The sequence below is a fragment of the Pseudovibrio ascidiaceicola genome (genome assembly GCF_900114245.1).
GTDB classification, from domain to species: domain Bacteria; phylum Pseudomonadota; class Alphaproteobacteria; order Rhizobiales; family Stappiaceae; genus Pseudovibrio; species Pseudovibrio ascidiaceicola.
On sequence record NZ_FOSK01000012.1, the window covers coordinates 26,370 to 46,507 of the forward strand.

A 20,138-nucleotide genomic window follows, 5' to 3' on the forward strand; every position below is an offset into this window, starting at 1 on the left:
TGTTTGCGTCGAAAGGGTAACCAACCTGTAGTTCAGTTCAATCCCTTTTTGGTTAATCCTCATTAACACTTATGACCATCGCCTCACAAAGAGGCATAATTACTATTAATTTCAGATAGTTAGCTTGTTTCAAAAACTTAAAAACGAGGCGTGCATAAAATCGACAAAACAACCGATCCATTTCTCCAGAAACATATTCCTGCGTCAGGTCGGCCCGACTCAACCATCCGGCTATTGATTCTCTCCCCTCTCCAGTGAGCAATAACACTGCCTGAGACAGGGGGGATAAGTTTTCTGAAACACCAGAGAGAAGCTGAGTAATTCATCGTATAACGGGGGGAGATTTTTTGCGGATTAGACGTGGTTTCCACTTAAAGCGTTGCTAATAGTTTCTGCCGTTTATACGCGAAGAAATAAGCCTACAGAGTATAGTTGAGAATATTTTATTAAAATAGCGAATAAACTCTATTTCTGTTCATCGAACTCTAAGTAAGTCTGATTCATATGCTCAATGAATAAGAGCGCACTTACACATTTTTTTAAAAATAATCGATAATTCGACATTATTTTCCATAAAACACTCTCGTTTTATTGGAAAGTTATGTCATTCCTACGCAATTTCATTGCTTTTATAGTTCAGATATTGTTTTACAATTGATGTAATAAGAAGGCCAATTCATATTTGCAATTTAACTTGGTCGGACAAGAAAACAAATGACATAGTTTCCATAGCTACGAAAAGAAACGCCAAATTGCATAGATAATAATTGTAAGGCAGATAACTTTGAAAATAGAGGATACCTTAGAAAGAGCCGTAACATCGGTCACTGCACAAAACGTCCCGTCATCCGCCTCTCTCATTGACAGGGCCTACGCGCACCTGCGGGCGGCAATTTTGTCTGGCCAGCTTGAGCCAGGCAGTAAATTGCGCATTCGCGAGATGTGCAGCACATTTGATGTTGGGCCAACACCTGTACGTGAAGCACTTTCCCGTCTGGTGTCTCAAGGACTGGTTGCCACGCAATCTCATAAGGGATTTTATATTCCAGAACTTTCTCAAAAAGAGTTTCAGGATATTATTGATCAGCGCCGCCTTCTTGAAAGCGCAACGGTAAGAACTGCCGTTGAAAAGGGCGACGCTCAGTGGCGTGAAAGCGTGCTGGATGCCTACCATGCACTGCAGGAAATTGAGCGGACATGGCAAGCATCACGGCGTGATTTCTGGAATGAATGGGAAGAAGCCAACCGCGTGTTCCATATGACACTGGTTGCCGGTGCAGGCTCCAGTTGGGCAAGCCGGTTCCTGCATATGCTTCATGACCAATGCACCCGCTACCGCGCTGCCATGCGCCGTGCCGGGTTTATTTCAGAAGGCGTACAGGATGATCACACACAGCTGATTACCGCTGTGCGGACCGGGGACGGCGCGCTGGCCGAGCAAACGATCAAAGCACATGTTGATCGTCTACCCGCTCTTTGCATGCCATCTTAGAGCGCGTTCTGTTTGGTTGAATTCAATCAGACAGCAAGACTTCGCTCTACCCAAGATGTTAGAGCACGATGCGTGGATATTTACGAACGTGACGTGCTCTAGTGGATTGATATATTGAACTTATTGTCGGTGAGAGGCTTGGTCTCCCACCGCAATAGCCGGTGAGCGCTTCAAAATTTCCGCAGGGGAGCGTAAGCGTTGCCAGGTCTGATGAACCTCAGCTGGTGCGGTGATATCCTCATATCCCAGCGCGCTATAGAACGTCATTGCCGCCTGATTGATGCGATCCACTTTCAGCTCGTGCCTGCAGCCATACGTTTCCAGCAAAAACTGAAGCGCCTGTCGCCCGAACCCGCGTTTGTGGTGGCTGTAGTCTATGTACAGCGAATGCAGGAAATGCTCTGGCGTGTAATAGCCGATGAAGCCGACACGTTCCCCCGCCAACGTCAAGACCCAGACATCCTCACCCTCAACAAGGCTTTGAAACTGGCTGGCGCTGACATGACGGGTGTAGTCATAGGCAAACGTACGGCTCGCCACGCTCTCATAGAGCGCAGCGAGCATGTCGTGATCGTCCGATGTGTAGGGCAGGATTTGGAGCAAGCCTTGCCTTCCGTGTTCAGGGTCAGGCTTTACTGGCCGTCCAGACATTCTGGCGGCAAAACTTCCGTTTTGTTTTGCGAATCCAGGAAATGATCGAAGCTGTGGCTTCCTGCTTGCGTTTCAACCTGCTCATAAGCTGCGCGGGACTGAGAGACCATCGCTTCCTGGAACTTCAGACGCTCACCAGACAGCGGCATCGCTTTCAGGTGATCAGACTGGTTCTTAGAAAGATCAGCGATAAAGCCGGTGTAAGAGCCCTTTTGCTTCACGCCTTTCAGAATTTGAGCGGATGGTGTGAGCTCTGGATTGTCCAGCTTGGCCGCTTGTGCGTTCACAGCGTCTGTATGGCCTGTACCGCCATACACTTCATCCATGATCTCAGCAGTCAAGCGCATGTCGTCAAGCACCTGATGGCCTGCTTCACGCAGTTCCATCCCACCATCGCCATAGGCTGGCAGCATCAGGTTTGGCAGACGGCCCTGCCAGGCAACCATGCGCTGCTGATCATTGAGCGCCTGCTGCTCTCCAGAAGAGATACATGGAGATGGAGCAAGGGTCATGTGGGTCAGGAAGGCATTGAGGAAGTGGGCCTGCTGCTCACAAATCCCAATCGGATTGAGTGGGTTGATGTCGAGGGAGCGCAATTCGATGTATTCGACACCACGGCGGCACAGCGCAGCAATCGGGCGCTCGCCTTCCTTGGTGTTTCGCTTAGGCCGCGCAGAGCCGTACAGCTCATTTTCAAGCTGCAGCTGGTGCGTGTTGATCTGCTTGTAATCGCCTTCTTCCGCCACACCAATTTGCTCGTATTGGCGCACAGACGTTGCAAGAGCACCGCGCAGGCCCTCAATGTAGTCGCAAAGAGAGTTGTAGTGAATGTCCAGCTCGCTCTGCACGACGCTGGTGTAACCCAGATCGCTCATGCGCAGAGACGTTGCATACTCGCCGAAATAAGTGTCATCACCCAGCATGGAGAGCGTTGGGTGCGGAGATGCCAGATAGCTTTTGTCAACGGCAGGAGAAGCACCAAACAGGTACAGCACCAGCCAGCCATGACGCTGCAGGTTACGGATCAGGCCCAGATACCCCGCACTGCGGAAGTCCTGAAGGCTTCCGCCGGAGGTACACTGCTCATGAAACTCTTGCCAGAGGCCATCGGAGATAGAGAAGTTGTAGTGAATCCCGGAGATCGTCTGCATACGCTTGCCATAGCGATGCGCCAATCCCTTGCGGTAGAGCGTTTTGATCTGCGCCGCATTCGAGTTTCCATACTCCGCAATGCGGATCGTCTCATCACCGGCGATTTCCGGCGGCATGGACGCATTCCACAAATACTCACCAGCATCCGTTTTACGCGCCGCAAAAGCTTGTAGTTCTTTCAGAAAATCAAGGCTTTCTGCAACAGAGTGCACAGCAGGTGTGATGAACTCCACCTGAGCCTCAGAAAAGTCTGTCGTGATAAATTTGTGCGTTAGCGTTTTACCCAGAGATTCCGGGTGATCACGCAATGACATAAAGCCATCTCTGCCAACACGCAGAGCTTCTTTTTCGATCCCCACGCGGAGTTCAGCAAGACCTTTTCGTACTGCGCTATTTTCCAACAGCTTCAGCGTGGCTTCACCTAATTTTGTCATTCTCGTTCCGTTAATCTGCGCAAAACGGCTATATGGGCTCAAAGTATCCTAGTGCACCTTTCGGTTCACTCTCTCATAGATACTTCGTAATTTCGTGGATGCAAGAGTACAAAACCTGTCGAATTTTCCTTAGTGTTTAATGCGCAACTTCCATCATTAATGCGTGAACCAAGTTCAATTCGAGAATAAAATTAAACTGAGAAAATGAAGAAATTACCTGTCTGACTATCAACGCGCCAACACGATGTATTCCTTAACCCACTTCAATAATCAAAAAATATATACTTCGGCAAATCATCATCTATCCACGACCTAAACTGCTGATTTCACCATAAAAGATCTGGATTATCTTCACCCTCAAAGACAGTGGACAGAAAACGGCGCGCTTGCATGCACCGAAATACAATCCTCTGCCTCGTAAAAAAGCGGAGCATCCTTAAACCGCCTTACAAAGTTCGTGTGCATTTTGAACACTCTATCTGATATTTCGAACGCCGTGCATCACGCTGCAGAGCCAAAAGCTTCCCTTCAAACCTTACTCAGCATCTAAACTTTGCTTGCTTTAAGCTGAAGACTTCTAAGTAAAATCACTATCGCCCACCCCACATAAAACAGCGTGCTCCTCGCGAGTATTATCGAGAATTATGGCGGGTCTGCCTGCAAAATCTTCAGTGGATGCAGAGTTGGATAACTCCTTGTCTTTCGGAGAGGTCGACACTGTTCCTCACCATTTTTGAGGCTATCAGCAAAACAACCTCAGCAATTCTTATGGGTGTCGTCATTTGCATGTGCCCGTTACCTTTTGCAGATCGACCTGAAGAGGCCCACGACTTGCAAATCAAACGCCCTTTAAGCACTCTCGCAATCACTCTTCCCCTCCTGACAGGGTGCGTTTCTGATGAAGAGCGCCTGCCACAGGCCTATTCGCCCACCATCGAGATTCCGCAGGGGGCAACGCTGATTACCGTCAACACCACGCCTGATGGTGCCTTCTGTTTTCTGGAAGGGTATCGGTCATCTATCTTTGTAAAGCACACGCCGGGTCCAATGGTTGTACCTGCCGGATTTGAGAGCAGAAACCTGATTTGCGAGTTGAAAGGCTACAAAACCACACAAGGCGCCGTGCTTCCCGGCCCACCACCGCCAGATGGTGACAAGATCATCATCCAGCGTGTCTTCATACCGGTTGGTGTGACTGTTCCAAACTCCAGCCCCGCAGGCGCTGTTGTGCCAGATGGCTTTGTTGGCACCTACCGCCGTTAACCCAGCACCGCCTCATAGCGGGTTTTGAAGTTGGCTGTGAGGTAATTCATCAATTCGCGCACCCGATGCAGTTGGTGGCGTGTTGGCGGGCTCACCAGCCACAGCGGTGTTGTCTGCTTCCACCCAGAAAGCATTTCCGTTAGCTCACCGCGTTTGATCAGCGCATCGGTATAAACATCCGCAAGGCGCGCTATGCCCAGGCCCGCTGCAGCCGCCTGACACATAACCCGGCCATTTGAGATCTGAAATCCTTTCTCCGCCTGCACCACAATGCGCTCCTGCCCGCGCGTGAAGATCCACTCCTGCACACTGCCTGAGATGAAAGGAAGGCCCTTCAGATCGGAGGGATGGCGGATTTTTGAGTGCGCTGCCACAAAAGAAGGGGAGGCCACATAGCGTGTTGTGATGGTGTGCAATTTACGAGCGATCAAGGTGCTGTCTTCCAGATCCCCCATCCGCAACACAAGGTCATAATCCGTCTCCAGCAGATCTTCCCGAATGCTGGAAAAGTCCAGCTTCACTTCAATCCCCGGATTGGCGTGCTGATACTCAATCACCAGCGGCGCAATAAGTTCCTCACCAATCAAACCACCCACGGCATTCATACGAATAGGGCCGGTCAAACTGTCTGTCGCCTGAGAGGCGAGATCGGATGCGTCTTCAATCTGCTTCACGCCAGTGCGGCACATTTCGTAGTAGCGCTCACCAATCTCGGTCAGCCGCAGTTTGCGGGTGGTTCTAAACAGCAGCTGCACATCCAGTTGTTCCTCCAACTGGCTCACCTGTTGGCTTAAACTCGCTTTTGAAAGACCCGTTTCATCAGACGCTAAGGTAAAGCTGCCATGTTCCGCCACGGCTAGAAACGAGCGCAGGCCATTCCAGTAAATATTGTTCATCTCAGCCTAACAATCATTTTGGATTACCCATATTTATCAGCGTGATCATTTTTGTACAATCGCCGCAACACAACGCAAGTTCATCTTGCTCAAGAAAAAGCTAACCAGGCAGGAAAACAAAATGACAAAGCCACTTATCATTATCACTGGCGCAAGTTCAGGCATTGGCGCAGCGATCGCGACATCTTTCAGCGCTGCTGGTCATCCTCTTCTTCTTCTTGCCCGCCGGGTTGAGCAGATGGAAGCTTTGGGTCTTCCAAACACACTGTGCCGCGGTGTTGACGTAACCAGCCGTGAGCAACTGATTGCAGCTGTGAAAGAAGCAGAAGAAAAATTCGGTCCAGCGGACGCAATCGTCAACAACGCTGGCTGCATGCTGCTGGGTGACCTGTCCGTTCAGGATCCGTCCGAATGGGACCGCATGATCGACCTGAACGTTAAGGGTGTTCTAAACGGCATTCACGCTGTTCTGCCAGGCATGAAAGCGCGTAAGGGCGGCTCCATCATCAACGTCAGCTCCATCGCTGGCCGCAAAACCTTCCCGGCCCACGCAGCTTACTGCGGCACCAAGTTTGCCGTTCACGCCATTAGCGAAAACCTGCGTGAAGAAGTGGCAGCTGACAATGTGCGCGTCATGACCATTGCTCCAGGCGCTGTGCAGACTGAATTGCTGTCTCACACCACTTCTCAGGAAATCATTGACGGTTACGAGCAGTGGAAGAAAGAAATGGGCGGCGTGCTTAACCCGCAGGACGTGGCAAACGCTGTGCTGTTCGTTTACCAGCAGCCACAGAACGTCAACATCCGCGAAGTTCTGCTTGCAGCAACGGGCCAGCCTGCATAACGCAGAGCAACCGAGTTTTTGCAGAAGCCGGCTCTCCCGCAGAGCCGGCTTTTTCTTTGGAACGAACGCTTATCAATTGAAACGCGCTTTAGGAGTTTGGCACGTCGCTCAAATGACGGGCAATTGCCTGAAACAGCGCGATCGACTTCATCTTCACCATCTCCTTATCGCGTTGATAAGAGGGATAGGTCGAAGTTTTAGCGATCACCACATTCCGAGCTGGGTTGATGTAAAGGAACTGGCCGTGAATGCCGATTGCGGTGAAATCACCTTGATCGGATTCCAGTGGCAGCCACCACTGGTATTTATATCCAAGCGGAGAGGGGCTCTCCGGATTGTTATAGCCCGGCATCAAGCGCGGCTCATCCGGCGTGACTGATGTGTTGATCCACTCTTCAGACACGATGCGCTCGCCTTTGTGGTTCAAACCACCCCGCTCCAGCACCATTCCCACACGCAACATATCGCGCAAGCGGATGTTCACCCCACCAAAGACAACTGGTTCACCTTCCTGATCCACCATGATTTCTGCAGAGGATTCTGCGCCAATCTTGGACCAGAGCTTTTCGTTGAACCACTCTTTGTAGGGTTTGCCAGTCGCTCCGCGCAGCACCCAACCCACAACATGCGTATCAATTGAAGAGTAGCGATTGTAGGTTCCCGGCTCCAGCTCTCGCGGCACATCCTTGGTGAAATCATCCTGAGAGCCCAGCAGGATTGCAACGACGGACTGGACGATGTCGGAATTCAGATCAGCGTAGTTCTCGTTCCAACGCACACCCGACGACATTTCCAGCACGTCTTTCAGACGAACCCCGTCGTAAGCCGTTCCCTTGAGCTCCGGCACATACTTGACGACCTGATCTTCCACACTGTCGATCAGCCCTTCATCCAGCGCCACACCAACAAGAATGGAGGCCATGGATTTGGACACCGACATCTGAATAGCGTGGGTCTCAGCGGTGTTGCCACGATCATAGTACTCATGGATCAACTTACCATTGTGCATGATGGCAAGGCCGGTGGTGTGGGAATCCAGAATGTAATCTGCCGTTGAGGCTGCCTCGCCCTTGTACATAAAGGTCGCTGGCATCGGCGACGCCTGATGCGCCCGAGGCAATTCATAGGTCTCGTCCGGCGCTTCAACCGTGGTACTGGAGTACTCTTTGTAAAGCGACCTGAATTTCTGATCGATGTTCTCAGGCTTGAATGCATCCGCATAAGCCATCACGGCGCGGATCTCGGCAATATCTTGCCGGAAGTAAAAAGCACCCGCTGCCAACAGCAGCACAACGGCCAGAACACCCCAGCCAATCTTCTTCAACATGATGTCCCCCCAATCGCGGTGAAAGATCTAAGCCTCCAGAGCGAACCCAAACCTTACGCATAGGTTAAGCGCTTGTAAAGCGAGCCTCTGGCAACTTAAGAGCGGTGTATTACCCAATTAAACGCAATTAAAACATAAGCGCTCACACAACCTTTGCGGGTTTCCTGTTTAATGCTGGCGACCTTCTTTTCTCAAAGTGGTGGGAGCAAATGGCATGCAGACAAAAGCAAAAACAACCCTTATTGCACTAAGTTTTCTCATATTTTCAACGGGTTATGGCGTGGCGCAAATCAACAACTTTGCTGACGACCCAACAGCCAACGCCGATGCTAATCCACTGAAGTCGGAATACCCCGACATCGTGAGTCCAGTATCAGATTGTCCCGACATAGCAGAAAAATACCGCACCGGCGGCACTGGAGCAGATCCTCTGGGTTATCCGCCAAACTTTGGTTTCACGGACATGTCTTCCGCTGATCAGGAAGCCTGCATCAAGGAAATCAATAAGGATGGTAACATCAACGAGAAGCAGGAAACCCAGGAAGAAAACAACATTCTGCAGAACTGATGGCGGCCAGCTTCCTCCTTAAGTATCTGTTATTGCAAAGGTAAGCAGATCTCGACAACGAGATCTTCAGGTGCTGTGTTGGTTGGGCTGTTCCAAAACACTTCATAGCACGGGTGGTCTGCTGCCTCTTCTCCAGAGCTCGGTAGCCACACGCCATAAAGGTAATGAAAAGCGGCGCGCAAACCAGCATAAGGCCCTTGATGGCGCAGCACAGCACAGCGACCAGCCGGAATGCTATGTGTTTCAAGTCCTTCAGTATTTTCGAATTTAGACGGAACAACCGCCCCCACACGAGACCGCAGCTCCTCCGCAGAAACAATCGACGGATCATCGTAATAGATGCCAACAAACGGCCCACATTTCCGGATTACACCACGAGAAGACAGCATCGCCGCCAACTTGCTATAGACGACTCCCATGTCAGAATAGGAGCCACGATGAGAAAGGACCTGCAAGACTTTCTCCGGCTCATCTCGAACTTCCACCGGATGCATTGAAAAGATACTGCTTTTCTCTAACGCAGTCACAGGAGCCGCGCTTTTGCGCTCGCGGAACTGGCCGGGAGCGACGCCATATTCTCCTTTGAACGCACGAGAAAAACTCTGCGCGCTAGGGTAGCCATATCTCTCGGCAATCTCTGTAACGGCTTGTTTAGTCTGAATTAAATCCAACGCTGCACGGTTCAAACGAATGCGGCGAATGGAGGTCGCAAGCGTTTCACCGCGCATGCTCTGGAAAACTCGATGCCAATGAAAGCGCGACATGCAGGCGACATCAGCCAAAGCATCAAGGCTTAGATCTCCATCCAGATTCTCATAGATGTACTCAAGAACACGCAGCATTCGTTTCTCATAGGCAGCCTTGTTCTGCTCCGCTTTCACGTCCCGTTCCCTCTGCCTGTCATCATTTCCACCCTTACAACACAGAGGGACTGAACATATCTTGCTATCTTGACCTTAGAGCAGGCATGCCAAGCTGATTCATGAGGGAACTGAAGTCATCTTTACTAGCGACTTGCTTTGAGTATTTCCACCTATTGCTGAATTCTCATGTCAGCTCATCTTACACGCTTTCTTTCAGAAACTGACAGTTCTTTGAGCTCCGACGGTGACTTAGTCACTTTCACGAGTAAATTTCTGAAATTTTACTTATAAAACGGTTGCTTTTCGGCCCTTGGCTCGGATAAAGCGGAGGCAACAATTGGCCAAGTATCGGGCTATGGCCTAATCAAAACAATCTAAGGATTGCAAATGACCGACGCAGCGTTGGCCCCAGCTCCTGTGCTTGATCAGGAAGCCAAGACCGAATTTCCTATTCCGGCAAACGTATTTGCCGAAAAAGTAGTGTCCGTAAAGCACTACACTGACCGCCTGTTTAAATTCCGCATTACGCGCCCAAGCTCTTTCCGTTTCCGCTCTGGCGAGTTTGTCATGATCGGCCTGCCAAATGCTGAGAAGCCGGTTTTCCGTGCTTACTCCATCGCAAGCCCATCCTGGGACGAAGAGCTGGAGTTCTTCTCCATTAAAGTTCAGGACGGTCCGCTCACCGAGCACCTGCAGAAGATCCAGCCAGGCGATACCGTTCTTATGCGTAAGAAGCCGACCGGTACACTCGTAAACGATGCCCTGATCCCAGGTCGACGTCTTTATATGTTCTCTACCGGTACTGGTGTCGCTCCGTTCGCATCATTGATCCGCGACCCAGAAACCTATGAGAAGTTTGAAGAAGTTATTCTGACCCAGACTTGCCGCGAAGTGAATGAACTCACCTACGCGAAGGAACTGGTTGAGGAAGTGAAGAACGATCCACTGGTTGGTGAGTTCGCAGCTGGCAAACTGCGCCTGCACACAGCAGCGACCCGCGAGCCATATCCTTGTCAGGAACGCATCACCAATCTGATCGAAAACGGCAAGCTTTTTGAAGACCTTGGCGTACCAAAGCTTGATCCTGCCATTGACCGCGGCATGATCTGTGGCTCCATGGAAATGATCAACGACACCAAGGCGATCCTTGAAAAGCATGGCCTTGAAGAAGGTTCCAACGCTGCCCCATCTACATTCGTGGTTGAGCGCGCATTCGTTGGCTAAGCCTTTTGCTTCAGAATTTCGCGAGAAGCCCGCTGTTCATTCAGCGGGCTTTTCTTTTGCCTGCCCATCTCAGCTCATGCCTCTTCTGTCACTTTCATCGCATCTTCAAGGACTTGGTTAAACCGATCAAGCGCCCCTTCAAAGCGACCAAAAGTCAGATGCGTGTTGGCCCCGGATGTAAACCCTTGCTGAATCTCTTCGCCCAACTCAAAGTCTTCCTTCAGGGTCGTCGAGGTGATCGCTTGATTACGGACCCAGTGCTTCTGCATTTCGTCAGTTTGTGGCATGGAGTTCGGGACCAGCGTCGCCAATCGGACCCGTGTGCGGTTAACGGCAAGCGGCTCACAATGCACCCAGACAACATGATCTTGCTGAACAAGCAGCTGCGTTCCAGGCAAAACTGAATAGATGATGTTGGCGTGCTCACGAATACTCCACTCGTCCTGAGGTTTATCTCTCAGCTCAAACAGAGTGATGCGCGGCAACACGGACCGCATGTTCCCTCCCAGCATCTGATAACTGGAGAGGTTATCCGGAAAGTAGGGGCCAATCGTTTTGCGGTGGGCCACGCGGAAATGATAGGCCTCGATCCCGCCTTCAAGCAGTGTCTTCCAATTAGCCGCAATTTCAAAGGTTTCTTCCACCGCGATCCGATGATCAGCGAGCCCCAGCCATGATAAGTCGTCGGAAAGTGGTGCAAGGCATTGCTGGATTTCCCCTGCATTCCGAATCTCTGGATCGGCAATGACCCAAATAAAGCCGTGGGCTTCCAAAACTGGAAGTTCCCTCAGGCCATATTGAGAGCGATCCAGATCCGGAAAGCCTTGCTGCTCCTGTGGCACCGCTACCAAGTTGCCTTGGTTGGACCATGTCCATGCATGGTACGGGCAGGAAAACCTTTGTTTACAGCCAGTTTCCTCTCTCACCAGCTTAGCACCACGGTGGCGACACACATTGAGAAACGCATGAGCTTCTCCCTCAGCATTTCTGGTCAACAGCACAGGAAGTCCGGAAACCGATCGGCTTAGGAAAGCATTTGCCTTGGACAGTTCTGTAGATTGCGCAGCAGCAACAGGCTTGCCGCGAAACAAAGCCGCCATTTCCTGAGCAAAGCGATCAGGGCAACTGTACCGTTCCACTGGGGAAAGCGTGACTTTCTCATCCAAGAACTTCTCGTTCTTCGCATCCAACCCAAGCAGTTCAGCAATCAAACCAATTTCTTCATCCCGTGTCATGGCAAACCCTCCACTTACCGATCGGTAAGTATAAACTTACCACTTGGTAAGTTGTCAAGTTTATCCTATACAGAACCTAAAGGGAGCAGGATTTGGATCAATACGCAGACAGCCCCAGAACGCGTTACATCACAGCAGCGAGCGCGGTCTTTGCCCACAAGGGGTATCACGCCGCAAGCCTCGCAGGCATTGCAGACCAACTTGGGGTGACCAAACAGGCTCTGCTTCATTTCTTCGGCTCAAAGGTCGTGCTTTATGAGGAGGTGCTCAGCGCGCTTTCTGATCGGTTGTTGTCTTCAATCGAAAACGTCGAAGGAACTACGCCAGAAGCCATGCTGCGCACATTCTTCCTTCACCTCTCACAGGACGCACTTTGCAATGTGGAGGACACGCAATTAGTCGCCAGAGCCCTGCTGGATGCCCAGACAACTTCCGAGAACTGGCCGATGAAGCCTTTTCTGGATGCACTGGGCGCACTGGCCCACAAGACGAAACGCTGGTCAAAAGCCTCGGATGCTGAGTTGTTTTGTTGGATTTACCAGCATATCGGCTCAATCCAGCATTTCGCTATTTCGCAGACCACACTCCGAGGCATGTATGGCGCAGAAGCTTTCGACGTGCTGAAGGAGACGCACCAAGCACAGCTCCGCGCGGCTCTTGCAGATCTGGAGAACGACCCGGTCTAGCCGTTCAACTCAAGCCGCTCGTGGATCTGAGTAATCTCGTCTTTCCATTGCACCTGCAGGTGAGGGGACTGTCTGTTAGGCCGCCGCGCCAGATCCGCTTCCATCAGCGTTTCCAACTCAATCAACCGTTCAAGCAATTCATCTTCACCCGAGTGATCCGGTTCAGGAGCACTTTCCCCAACCGTAGTGTCGACAACTGATTGTGAAGCAGCATCCGCTTTGACAGCTTTCACCTGAACTTCAGCGATCAACGCATAAGCCGCATCCGCATCGTTAACCTCCTGCAGACGTCCATTTTGCACGACCCAGAACCGGTTGCACGTCGCTTCCACCAGATGCCTGTCATGCGAGACCAACAAGAATGAACCGTTAAACGACTGAAGTTGGTTTGACAGCTCATTACGACCGTATAGGTCCAGATGGTTGGTCGGCTCATCAAGCATCATCAGGTTGGCTTGCACCTGAGACAGAGAGACAAGCAACAGACGCGCGCGCTCACCGCCGCTCAATTGAGAGATTTTCTGTGACAACTGATTGTACTTGAAGCCAGCCGCAATAATGGTCTTTTCGCAGTCAGGCACCCGCAGATCGACACCAAGAGCTTCTCCAACAGACACCATACCCTCAACCAGATTAGCTTCCCCCGGAAGCTGCTGAAGCGTCTGATCATAAAACGCAATCCGACATCGAGGATGAACCCGAACATCGCCCGCTTCACTCGTCCGTTTCTCCCAACAGCAGCGCAACAGGCTGGATTTACCCGTCCCGTTCGCCCCCATCACCGCAATCCGGTCACCGGGCCGCACAGCAATGTCATCGACATTGTATAAGAAGACATCCGCCACAGGCGGTGTCACGTTCAGGTCTTTCAGTTGAACCAGTCGGTCAGCCTGAATTTGCTCTCCGGCAATAGACAGGTTCCACGGATAAGCCTCGACGGCGTCAGTCTGGTCGTCCTTCATTCGGTCAACCATTTTCTCCATGGACTTGGCTTTGCGAGATAGGTCTTCGTTGTCGTACGTCCGCCCCCAATCCGCGAGACGTTTGGCACTTGCCTCAACGCGCTTGATCTCTTTTTCCTCGGAGTCACGCCGGGCAATACGTGCTTGCGTCAAAACTTCATGCTCTGCCAAGGCCTTCGTGCAGGGCAAATCGAAGGCATGCAGTTTGCGATCCTGAAGAATCCAGGTGCGGTTGGTGACGGAATCGAGCAGGGTCGCGTCATGAGAGATCATCAGAAAGCTGCCCTTCCATGATTTCAGGAAGCTTTCGAGCCACATGATTGTTGGCAGATCCAAATGGTTGCTTGGCTCATCCAGCAACAACAGGTTCGGCTCTGTCATCAAAGCACGTGCCAGCATGAGCCGTGTCATCTGGCCACCACTGAGGTCTTTACAAAGCACAGCGGACTGGTGAGGTTCAAACCCCATTTCCGGCAGCATCACATCTACCTTCCAGTCCATCCAGTCACGCTTGTCCTTCGGCAGCGCATCACGAACAGCCTCAGCCAGCGTCAGTTCCATCAATTGCTTGGGAAGATGCTGCTCAACGCAGGAAACGACAGCAGCACGAGAAACCGAGATGCTGCCCTCACTTGGTTCATTACGACCAGCAAGGATGTTGAGAAAGGTCGACTTACCGCACCCGTTGTGGCCCACGAGTCCAATCCGGTCGCCTGCATTGAGCCCGAAGGAGTGGTTTTCAAACAACACACGCTCAGGCGACTGCTGCCACAGACCACTGCCGGTTATCAATGGATTGCTACTGGACTTCGCCATGGGACCGTGCCTCCCAACACATAAAACATTAAGAAAACGGATTAGAGAAAAATTGCGAAACTTCCAAGAGGGCGGGAGGTGTAATGCAGCAAGGGCACTTCAACTTAAGGGAGAACAGAGGATTTCGCGTCACACATATTCGCAGAAAACTCGGAATATACCTCACAAAAAGAATGTAGTTTGAATGGTTTCAATCGACAAGAAAACCAAAATTCAGTGTCTGTCGAACACTTTAGCGCATCACAGTTTGTCTAGAGTTTTCATTCCTCACTCCTTATTCTAATCTGCCTTAATTTACTATTTTCGCACAGTTTATACGATTGCCGTGATAGACGATCCGCACTAGTGGAAGTCGCGACTTGGGAACAATTTTTTGGCCTGCTCTCTTGGGTGCCGAGCACGAGTAATCGTAGGTAAGATTCTCTGATTGCGGGGAGCATCATCTGCCACTGGAAGCATTTTGCCAATCTCTTCATCCAATGGATGGCCAAGTATAGATAAGCGTTCCGAATAATCTTTTATTTCCTGTGCGATCAAATGCACGACTGTGCCCTCTCGTTGCAAATAGCCGGTGACATATAGCAGGCGACCTGAGATAACTTCACGCCGGAATTTTTCGTAAACTTTAGGCCAGACAACCACGTTACAGACCCCGGTTTCATCTTCCAATGTAAGAAAAATCACCCCAGAGGCCGTACCTGGGCGTTGGCGTGTAATAACAAGGCCACAGACTATTGTGTGGCCAAGTGGTGCATCCTGAAGGGCGGCATGAGTTGTAAGTTCAAGTATATCCGGACGTAGCAACTCCATGGGATGAGCGCGGAGAGAAAAGCGGGTAGAGAGGTAGTCTTCAACCACCTCTTCGCCCAGATGCATACTTGGCAGGTGGACTTTTGGCTCAAAAATAACTTCACCGTCCAAAGGGTCGTTGAATAGAGGCAAAGGTTCAGTCCCCTTAATTGCCTTCACCTGCCATAAAGCCTCTCGGCGATTGAGCCCCATACTGACGAAAGCATCAGCTTCAGCCAGTCTTTCTAGAGTTGCAGGACCAACACCAGCTCGATGCCAAATGCTTTGTGGGTCCGGGTAGCCATTGCCCCGTGCAGCGACAATCCAGAGAGCTTCGTCCTCTTTAAACCCTTTAATCTGTCGAAAACCAAGTTGAATAGCGAGCTTACCGTCCGTGCGCCATTCTAACTTATTGTTCCAATGGCTGCGATTCGCACAAATAGGACGTATTTCCACATCATGCTCTCTTGCATCACGTATAATTTGTGCTGGAGCATAAAACCCCATCGGCTGAGAATTCAACAAAGCGCAGGCAAAAGCTGCCGGATGATGGCATTTAAGCCATGCAGAAACATAGGCAAGGAGTGCGAAAGCCGCGGCATGACTTTCGGGAAAACCGTAGTTACCAAAACCCTCAATTTGAGAGAAACAGCGTTCTGCAAATTCTAACTCATAACCACGTTTCAGCATGCCCTTTACAAAACGTTCCTTAAACGAACTTATGGTGCCCATACGCTTGAAAGTGGCTAGAGAACGGCGCAACCGGTCAGCTTCAGCTGGCGTAAAACCAGCTGCAACTTCGGCAATACGCATGGCTTGTTCCTGAAACAAAGGCACACCAAGGGTTTTGCCTAAAACCTCTTCCAGATCTTGAGAAGGATATGTGACCTTCTCTTTGCCCTGACGACGTTTGATGTAAGGATGCACCATCCCTCCCTGAATGGGACCAGGGCGGACAATGGCCACTTCGATCACGAGGTCATATAAATTGCGAGGGCGCATACGCGGTAGAAAATTCATCTGGGCACGACTTTCTACCTGAAACACACCAATGGCATCTGCTGCGCACAACATATCGTAAGTTCTGCTATCATCCTGAGGCACGGTATCAATTGTAAGCTGATTGCCGTGTTTTTCCTCAATCAAAGCAAAGCACTTACGAATGCAAGTGAGCATGCCGAGACTCAGAACGTCGATCTTGAGGATACCAAGAGCATCGATATCATCCTTGTCCCATTCAATGATGGTCCGATCTTCCATCGCTGCATTTTCAATGGGGCACAACTCATCCAGACGGCCTTTAGTTATAATGAAACCGCCCACATGCTGGGATAAATGGCGAGGAAAGCCAATGATTTCTTTAATCAAGTGGATGGTAAGTGCCAGGCGTTGATTTGAGCCATTTAACCCCAGTGCCTTCAAACGTTCTTCTGGTACTCCTTGATTGGAAGATCCCCACATCTGCCCGGAAAGGTTCGCAAGTAAATCTTGCGACAATCCCATTACTTTCCCTACTTCTCGAATGGCTGCCCGGGAACGGAAGTGAATAACAGTAGCGCACAGGCCCGCTCGGTGCCGACCATACTTTTTATAGATATGCTGAATAACCTCTTCACGGCGCTCATGCTCAAAATCAACATCAATGTCTGGCGGCTCACCACGATGTTCTGAGATAAATCGTTCAAACACCATAGAGATGGTTTCCGGGGCAACATCTGTTATACCCAAAGCGAAACAGATAATTGAGTTGGCTGCTGACCCCCGTCCCTGACACAAAATATCTCTGGAACGGGCAAAAGATATAATGTCATGCACTGTGAGGAAATAGGCGGCGAAGCCTAGCTTATCGACCAGTGCTAACTCCTTTTTAACAAGGCCTTGTACTTTTGGGCTTTCACCTTTGGGATAACGACGCTTGATACCTGCGAGTGTCAATCGCTTCAAACGCCCCTGAGCTGTTTCTATTGCGTTGCCTTCCTCTGGATAGTCATAGGAAAGTTCACTCAGGCAAAAAGAGCACCTATTGGCAATTTCTAGCGTACGCTTGATGGCTGCAGGATGAGCACGAAACAGAGACGCCATATCAGAGAAAGGTTTCAAACGCCGCTCGCTATTGGGCAAGGCCCGACGGCCAATTTGATCGATAGTGATACCTTCACGGATGCAGGTCAGGACATCAGCAAGTTGGCGCCGATTGCCGCGGTGCATAAGGACATCTCCCAGAGCCACCATAGGAGCAGCAAGGCGTAAGGAGAGCTTGGCACAAGCATTAAAATAAGCTTGATCATTGCCATCATATTGCGGAGCGGCTCCAAGAAAAACATGGGAGGGAAAGGCTTGCACCGCCTGCTGGATATGTTCTGCAACAGCACTGCAATCTAAGAAAACTTGCGGCAAGGCTATGAGTACCATACCGCTACCTTCTTCCAGTAAATCTTTATATAATAACTTACATTGGCCTTTATCAGTACGACGCTTTCCTTTACTCAGCAGACTAGACAAGCGGGCATAGGCATCCCGATCTTGCGCTAAGGCAATCCAGTGGATTGGGCTATCTTCAAGAACCAAACGGCACCCAATCACCAAACGCGGCAGGGGGAATGTTGGAGTTTGCAAATCATTTTTGTCTTCCTGTTCATCCATCTGATGGCTGGAAGCAATAAGTTGTGCTTCATCTCGTTTTCGAGTGATTTCCTTTAAAGCAGAATACGCTCTCACCACTCCTGCCAATGAATTATGATCTGTGATTGCAATAGCTGACAAGCCCAAGTGAGCTGCGCGTGCCATCAGCTCCTCTGGATGAGAGGCTCCATTAAGAAAAGTGAAATTGGAAGTGACGCACAGCTCGGCATAACTCATGCAAACTCTCCTTGCACAAACCACGCCGGGTGCCGTGGGGTGTAAAACATCCAGAGCCTGCGCCCTTGTTTAGTTTCTATGTGCCAGTAATCTCGAACACCAGAACGCCAACTCGGATCATCCAACCACCATTCTGGGGCAATACGTTCAGGCCCAGTAGCTTTAACAAGAGAGAAATGCATACGCCGCCAGCAAAACTTACGAGGCGGTATTCTGCTCGTGGCATTAATAGGTTCCGGCGAGAATAATCGCAAAGGACGTTGCGATCCTTGGTTCCGCGGCCATTTGCTTTCTGGCGAGGTATAGGCCGCAGAAGCCTCTACAAATGCTCGCTCAGGTACATGACTTTCTGCTGGCAGAAAGCGGATGATATTGTCCAACCCAATACGGCTGCCAAGACGTGTAATGAGATCATCTAGAGCATCTCCAGAGTCCTGGTGAGCTGTGTTTGCGTCCACCTGTACCAGAGGGAGAGGCTCAACATCGAATGCTTCTAAACGCAGCTGATCAATACCATAACCCGCATCTAACTCTCTCACACTGCGTTCAAACAAAGGCAAGATGCATTCAGCCTCTCGCATTGGACGGGCAAGGCGCAACTCTGCCTGAACAGCTGCCTGATCAACCCGCTGACAGATCAAACGTAAGGCCCGGGCACCAGATTCTTGCCGCTTTAACTTATTGCAAATACGATTCAGTAGGCGTTCAAGGCCTGCTATAACATCGCCATAAAGACCGATCGGATCCGGAAAGGTAATGCGAGCAGCATAAGAGATTTTTGGAGCTTCAGGTTCAATCTGCTCCGACTGGTCCCCTAGAGCCTGATCCATACGGCGGACCACATCAAGACTGAAACGACGACTGATTGTGGCCCGAGGCATAGCCATCAATTCTCCAATGGTACGCAGGCCAAGGCGCTGTAAGGCTGTACAAGTAGCATCATCCAGCCGAAGAGCAGCTACAGGCAAAGGGCTGAGAGCAATTTTGAGTTTGTCTTGAGGAACTATACCTTTGCTGTAACGGGAAATAGCCCAGGCTGCACCGCGAGTACCAGCCAGACCTGAACGCACATGTAAACGAGAATGGGTAAGACGCTGATGGATATCTTCCAGCATCTCTTCCTCTCCACCAAGCAAATGAGTGGAGCCTGTTACATCTAAGAGGAGGCTATCGTTGCCATCAAACCCCACCCACGGACAATACCGATCTGCCCAACGTAATAAAGCACTCAGGAAATGGTGATCCGCATGGAGGTTAGCAGGCCCAGTCCGTAGATCGGGGCAAAGGGCTCTAGCATCAGATAGGCCCATGCCTTGCACCAGCCCTTGCTGAACCGCCTGAGAGTTGAGGCAATAAAGCCGTTCCATGTTTTTCTCATGATGGGTTACCGCAAAGGGGGCCTCAACCGGATTGATCCGCAGTATGCGATCACTGGCAAGCCTCGGAAACCACAATGATACGATGCGCCTGTGCATTCCAACAAACCTTCCAACTACCCAGCGTTCCCTTTTTGTTCTTAATTAACTCCCAGTGTAGAACTGTCAATCCTGCGGTCTTGGGGTTATGCCCATCACTCACAGAAGTTGGACATTCTGGAGAACATTGCCAGCGAGTTTGTGCTGCATTGCTACCCATTCCTTCTGAAACTATAAGAATGCCTGTCGCCTTCCCCATCTCTGCGGCAAGTTGCAAGCGACGGCCTGCTGTAAGATCCAGCGGGCGATAAAGCTCCGTAATGACATGAGATACCGCGCCAGAACGCAGGGCCTCTTCTGCACAAGATAACAGCATTTGCTGATTTTTCGCTCTGGCCAGGATGATCCGTGAGGGATCGCAAAAAGGTGTCATACCAACAGGATTGACGATATCGCTTTGCCAATCTAGCTGAAGCCAAAGGATAGTACGTGCATTGTCGCTTCGGTCTGCACCGCAAGCCATAGCAGCAAAAGCCGACGCACCAGCTCCGCAAACTTCGTGGGCTCGCCCAATTTCAAGTGGGAAAAATTGTTCTAGTTCTGCCATACAATGCAGAATATCACCCAGCGCTAGAACATATCAAGAACAAATGCTTTTATGG

General features: G+C 50.6%; 16 protein-coding genes. 6 read left to right on the forward strand and 10 right to left on the reverse strand.

What is annotated here, in order from left to right:
- Positions 1 to 784: 784 nt before the first annotated feature.
- Positions 785 to 1,492 carry a GntR family transcriptional regulator gene (locus tag BM231_RS20260; RefSeq protein WP_280142358.1) on the forward strand — a complete coding sequence of 236 codons (708 nt, stop codon included), beginning with the start codon at positions 785 to 787 and terminating at the stop codon, positions 1,490 to 1,492.
- A gap of 120 nt (positions 1,493 to 1,612) precedes the next feature.
- Here BM231_RS20260 and BM231_RS20265 read toward each other — a convergent pair whose 3' ends face one another.
- Positions 1,613 to 2,143, reverse strand: a complete 531-nt coding sequence (locus BM231_RS20265; protein ID WP_093522251.1) for a GNAT family N-acetyltransferase — start codon at positions 2,141 to 2,143, stop codon at positions 1,613 to 1,615.
- On the reverse strand, positions 2,125 to 3,729 hold the full coding sequence (gene gshA / locus BM231_RS20270) for a glutamate--cysteine ligase (RefSeq protein ID WP_093522253.1): 1,605 nt from the start codon (positions 3,727 to 3,729) through the stop codon (positions 2,125 to 2,127). Before gshA ends, BM231_RS20265 begins: the two co-directional genes overlap by 19 nt.
- A gap of 786 nt (positions 3,730 to 4,515) precedes the next feature.
- Between gshA and BM231_RS20275 the strand changes: the two genes are divergently transcribed.
- A complete protein-coding gene (locus tag BM231_RS20275) occupies positions 4,516 to 4,992 on the forward strand; it encodes a hypothetical protein (RefSeq protein ID WP_139226378.1) in 477 nt (158 codons plus the stop codon).
- Here BM231_RS20275 and BM231_RS20280 read toward each other — a convergent pair.
- Entirely contained in the window at positions 4,989 to 5,888 is a 900-nt protein-coding gene (locus tag BM231_RS20280) for a LysR family transcriptional regulator (RefSeq protein ID WP_093522257.1), read from the reverse strand. The two genes, BM231_RS20275 and BM231_RS20280, sit on opposite strands and share 4 nt — an antisense overlap.
- A gap of 121 nt (positions 5,889 to 6,009) precedes the next feature.
- Between BM231_RS20280 and BM231_RS20285 the strand changes: the two genes are divergently transcribed.
- Positions 6,010 to 6,732, forward strand: a complete 723-nt coding sequence (locus tag BM231_RS20285) for an SDR family oxidoreductase (protein WP_093522259.1) — start codon at positions 6,010 to 6,012, stop codon at positions 6,730 to 6,732.
- A gap of 88 nt (positions 6,733 to 6,820) precedes the next feature.
- On the opposite strand, the gene BM231_RS20290 is transcribed toward BM231_RS20285, so the two are convergent.
- The gene (locus tag BM231_RS20290) at positions 6,821 to 8,059 is read right to left on the reverse strand and encodes a serine hydrolase domain-containing protein (protein WP_093522261.1); all 1,239 of its coding nucleotides are present in this window, start codon (positions 8,057 to 8,059) and stop codon (positions 6,821 to 6,823) included.
- 214 nt (positions 8,060 to 8,273) lie between these two features.
- Here BM231_RS20290 and BM231_RS20295 point away from each other — a divergent pair, with 214 nt between their 5' ends.
- Positions 8,274 to 8,627 (forward strand): hypothetical protein, encoded by a 354-nt coding sequence (locus BM231_RS20295; RefSeq protein ID WP_093522263.1) that lies wholly within the window; start codon positions 8,274 to 8,276, stop codon positions 8,625 to 8,627.
- A gap of 29 nt (positions 8,628 to 8,656) precedes the next feature.
- Here the strand turns inward: BM231_RS20295 and BM231_RS20300 are convergent, their stop codons facing one another.
- The gene (locus tag BM231_RS20300) at positions 8,657 to 9,508 is read right to left on the reverse strand and encodes an AraC family transcriptional regulator (RefSeq protein WP_093522265.1); all 852 of its coding nucleotides are present in this window, start codon (positions 9,506 to 9,508) and stop codon (positions 8,657 to 8,659) included.
- Positions 9,509 to 9,877: 369 nt separating this feature from the next.
- On the opposite strand from BM231_RS20300, the gene BM231_RS20305 reads away from it, so the two are divergent.
- Positions 9,878 to 10,714: a ferredoxin--NADP reductase gene (locus BM231_RS20305; RefSeq protein WP_084403631.1), complete on the forward strand. Its 837-nt coding sequence runs from the start codon at positions 9,878 to 9,880 to the stop codon at positions 10,712 to 10,714.
- 74 nt (positions 10,715 to 10,788) lie between these two features.
- On the opposite strand, the gene BM231_RS20310 is transcribed toward BM231_RS20305, so the two are convergent.
- Entirely contained in the window at positions 10,789 to 11,949 is a 1,161-nt protein-coding gene (locus tag BM231_RS20310; protein ID WP_093522267.1) for an aromatic ring-hydroxylating oxygenase subunit alpha, read from the reverse strand.
- A 92-nt stretch (positions 11,950 to 12,041) separates the two neighbouring features.
- On the opposite strand from BM231_RS20310, the gene BM231_RS20315 reads away from it, so the two are divergent.
- Positions 12,042 to 12,635: a TetR/AcrR family transcriptional regulator gene (locus tag BM231_RS20315; RefSeq protein WP_093522269.1), complete on the forward strand. Its 594-nt coding sequence runs from the start codon at positions 12,042 to 12,044 to the stop codon at positions 12,633 to 12,635.
- On the opposite strand, the gene BM231_RS20320 is transcribed toward BM231_RS20315, so the two are convergent.
- From BM231_RS20320 to BM231_RS20335, 4 genes are all read right to left on the reverse strand, one after another.
- On the reverse strand, positions 12,632 to 14,413 hold the full coding sequence (locus BM231_RS20320; protein WP_093522271.1) for an ABC-F family ATP-binding cassette domain-containing protein: 1,782 nt from the start codon (positions 14,411 to 14,413) through the stop codon (positions 12,632 to 12,634). The genes BM231_RS20315 and BM231_RS20320 overlap by 4 nt on opposite strands.
- 342 nt (positions 14,414 to 14,755) lie before the next feature.
- A complete protein-coding gene (locus BM231_RS20325; protein ID WP_093522273.1) occupies positions 14,756 to 18,061 on the reverse strand; it encodes an error-prone DNA polymerase in 3,306 nt (1,101 codons plus the stop codon).
- Entirely contained in the window at positions 18,058 to 19,536 is a 1,479-nt protein-coding gene (locus BM231_RS20330; RefSeq protein WP_093522275.1) for a Y-family DNA polymerase, read from the reverse strand. Before BM231_RS20330 ends, BM231_RS20325 begins: the two co-directional genes overlap by 4 nt.
- Positions 19,490 to 20,083 carry an ImuA family protein gene (locus BM231_RS20335; protein WP_093522277.1) on the reverse strand — a complete coding sequence of 198 codons (594 nt, stop codon included), beginning with the start codon at positions 20,081 to 20,083 and terminating at the stop codon, positions 19,490 to 19,492. The genes BM231_RS20330 and BM231_RS20335 overlap by 47 nt, the downstream gene beginning before the upstream one ends.
- Positions 20,084 to 20,138 lie beyond the last annotated feature (55 nt).

Excerpts from the sequence above, each read along its gene's own strand:
- BM231_RS20265 (WP_093522251.1), bottom strand. The coding sequence starts at position 2,143 with ATGTCTGGACGGCCAGTAAAGCCTGACCCTGAACACGGAAGGCAAGGC.
- gshA (WP_093522253.1), bottom strand. The coding sequence starts at position 3,729 with ATGACAAAATTAGGTGAAGCCACGCTGAAGCTGTTGGAAAATAGCGCA.
- BM231_RS20275 (WP_139226378.1), top strand. The coding sequence starts at position 4,516 with ATGTGCCCGTTACCTTTTGCAGATCGACCTGAAGAGGCCCACGACTTG.
- BM231_RS20280 (WP_093522257.1), bottom strand. The coding sequence starts at position 5,888 with ATGAACAATATTTACTGGAATGGCCTGCGCTCGTTTCTAGCCGTGGCG.
- BM231_RS20285 (WP_093522259.1), top strand. The coding sequence starts at position 6,010 with ATGACAAAGCCACTTATCATTATCACTGGCGCAAGTTCAGGCATTGGC.
- BM231_RS20290 (WP_093522261.1), bottom strand. The coding sequence starts at position 8,059 with ATGTTGAAGAAGATTGGCTGGGGTGTTCTGGCCGTTGTGCTGCTGTTG.
- BM231_RS20295 (WP_093522263.1), top strand. The coding sequence starts at position 8,274 with ATGCAGACAAAAGCAAAAACAACCCTTATTGCACTAAGTTTTCTCATA.
- BM231_RS20305 (WP_084403631.1), top strand. The coding sequence starts at position 9,878 with ATGACCGACGCAGCGTTGGCCCCAGCTCCTGTGCTTGATCAGGAAGCC.
- BM231_RS20310 (WP_093522267.1), bottom strand. The coding sequence starts at position 11,949 with ATGACACGGGATGAAGAAATTGGTTTGATTGCTGAACTGCTTGGGTTG.
- BM231_RS20320 (WP_093522271.1), bottom strand. The coding sequence starts at position 14,413 with ATGGCGAAGTCCAGTAGCAATCCATTGATAACCGGCAGTGGTCTGTGG.
- BM231_RS20325 (WP_093522273.1), bottom strand. The coding sequence starts at position 18,061 with ATGAGTTATGCCGAGCTGTGCGTCACTTCCAATTTCACTTTTCTTAAT.
- BM231_RS20330 (WP_093522275.1), bottom strand. The coding sequence starts at position 19,536 with ATGCACAGGCGCATCGTATCATTGTGGTTTCCGAGGCTTGCCAGTGAT.
- BM231_RS20335 (WP_093522277.1), bottom strand. The coding sequence starts at position 20,083 with ATGGCAGAACTAGAACAATTTTTCCCACTTGAAATTGGGCGAGCCCAC.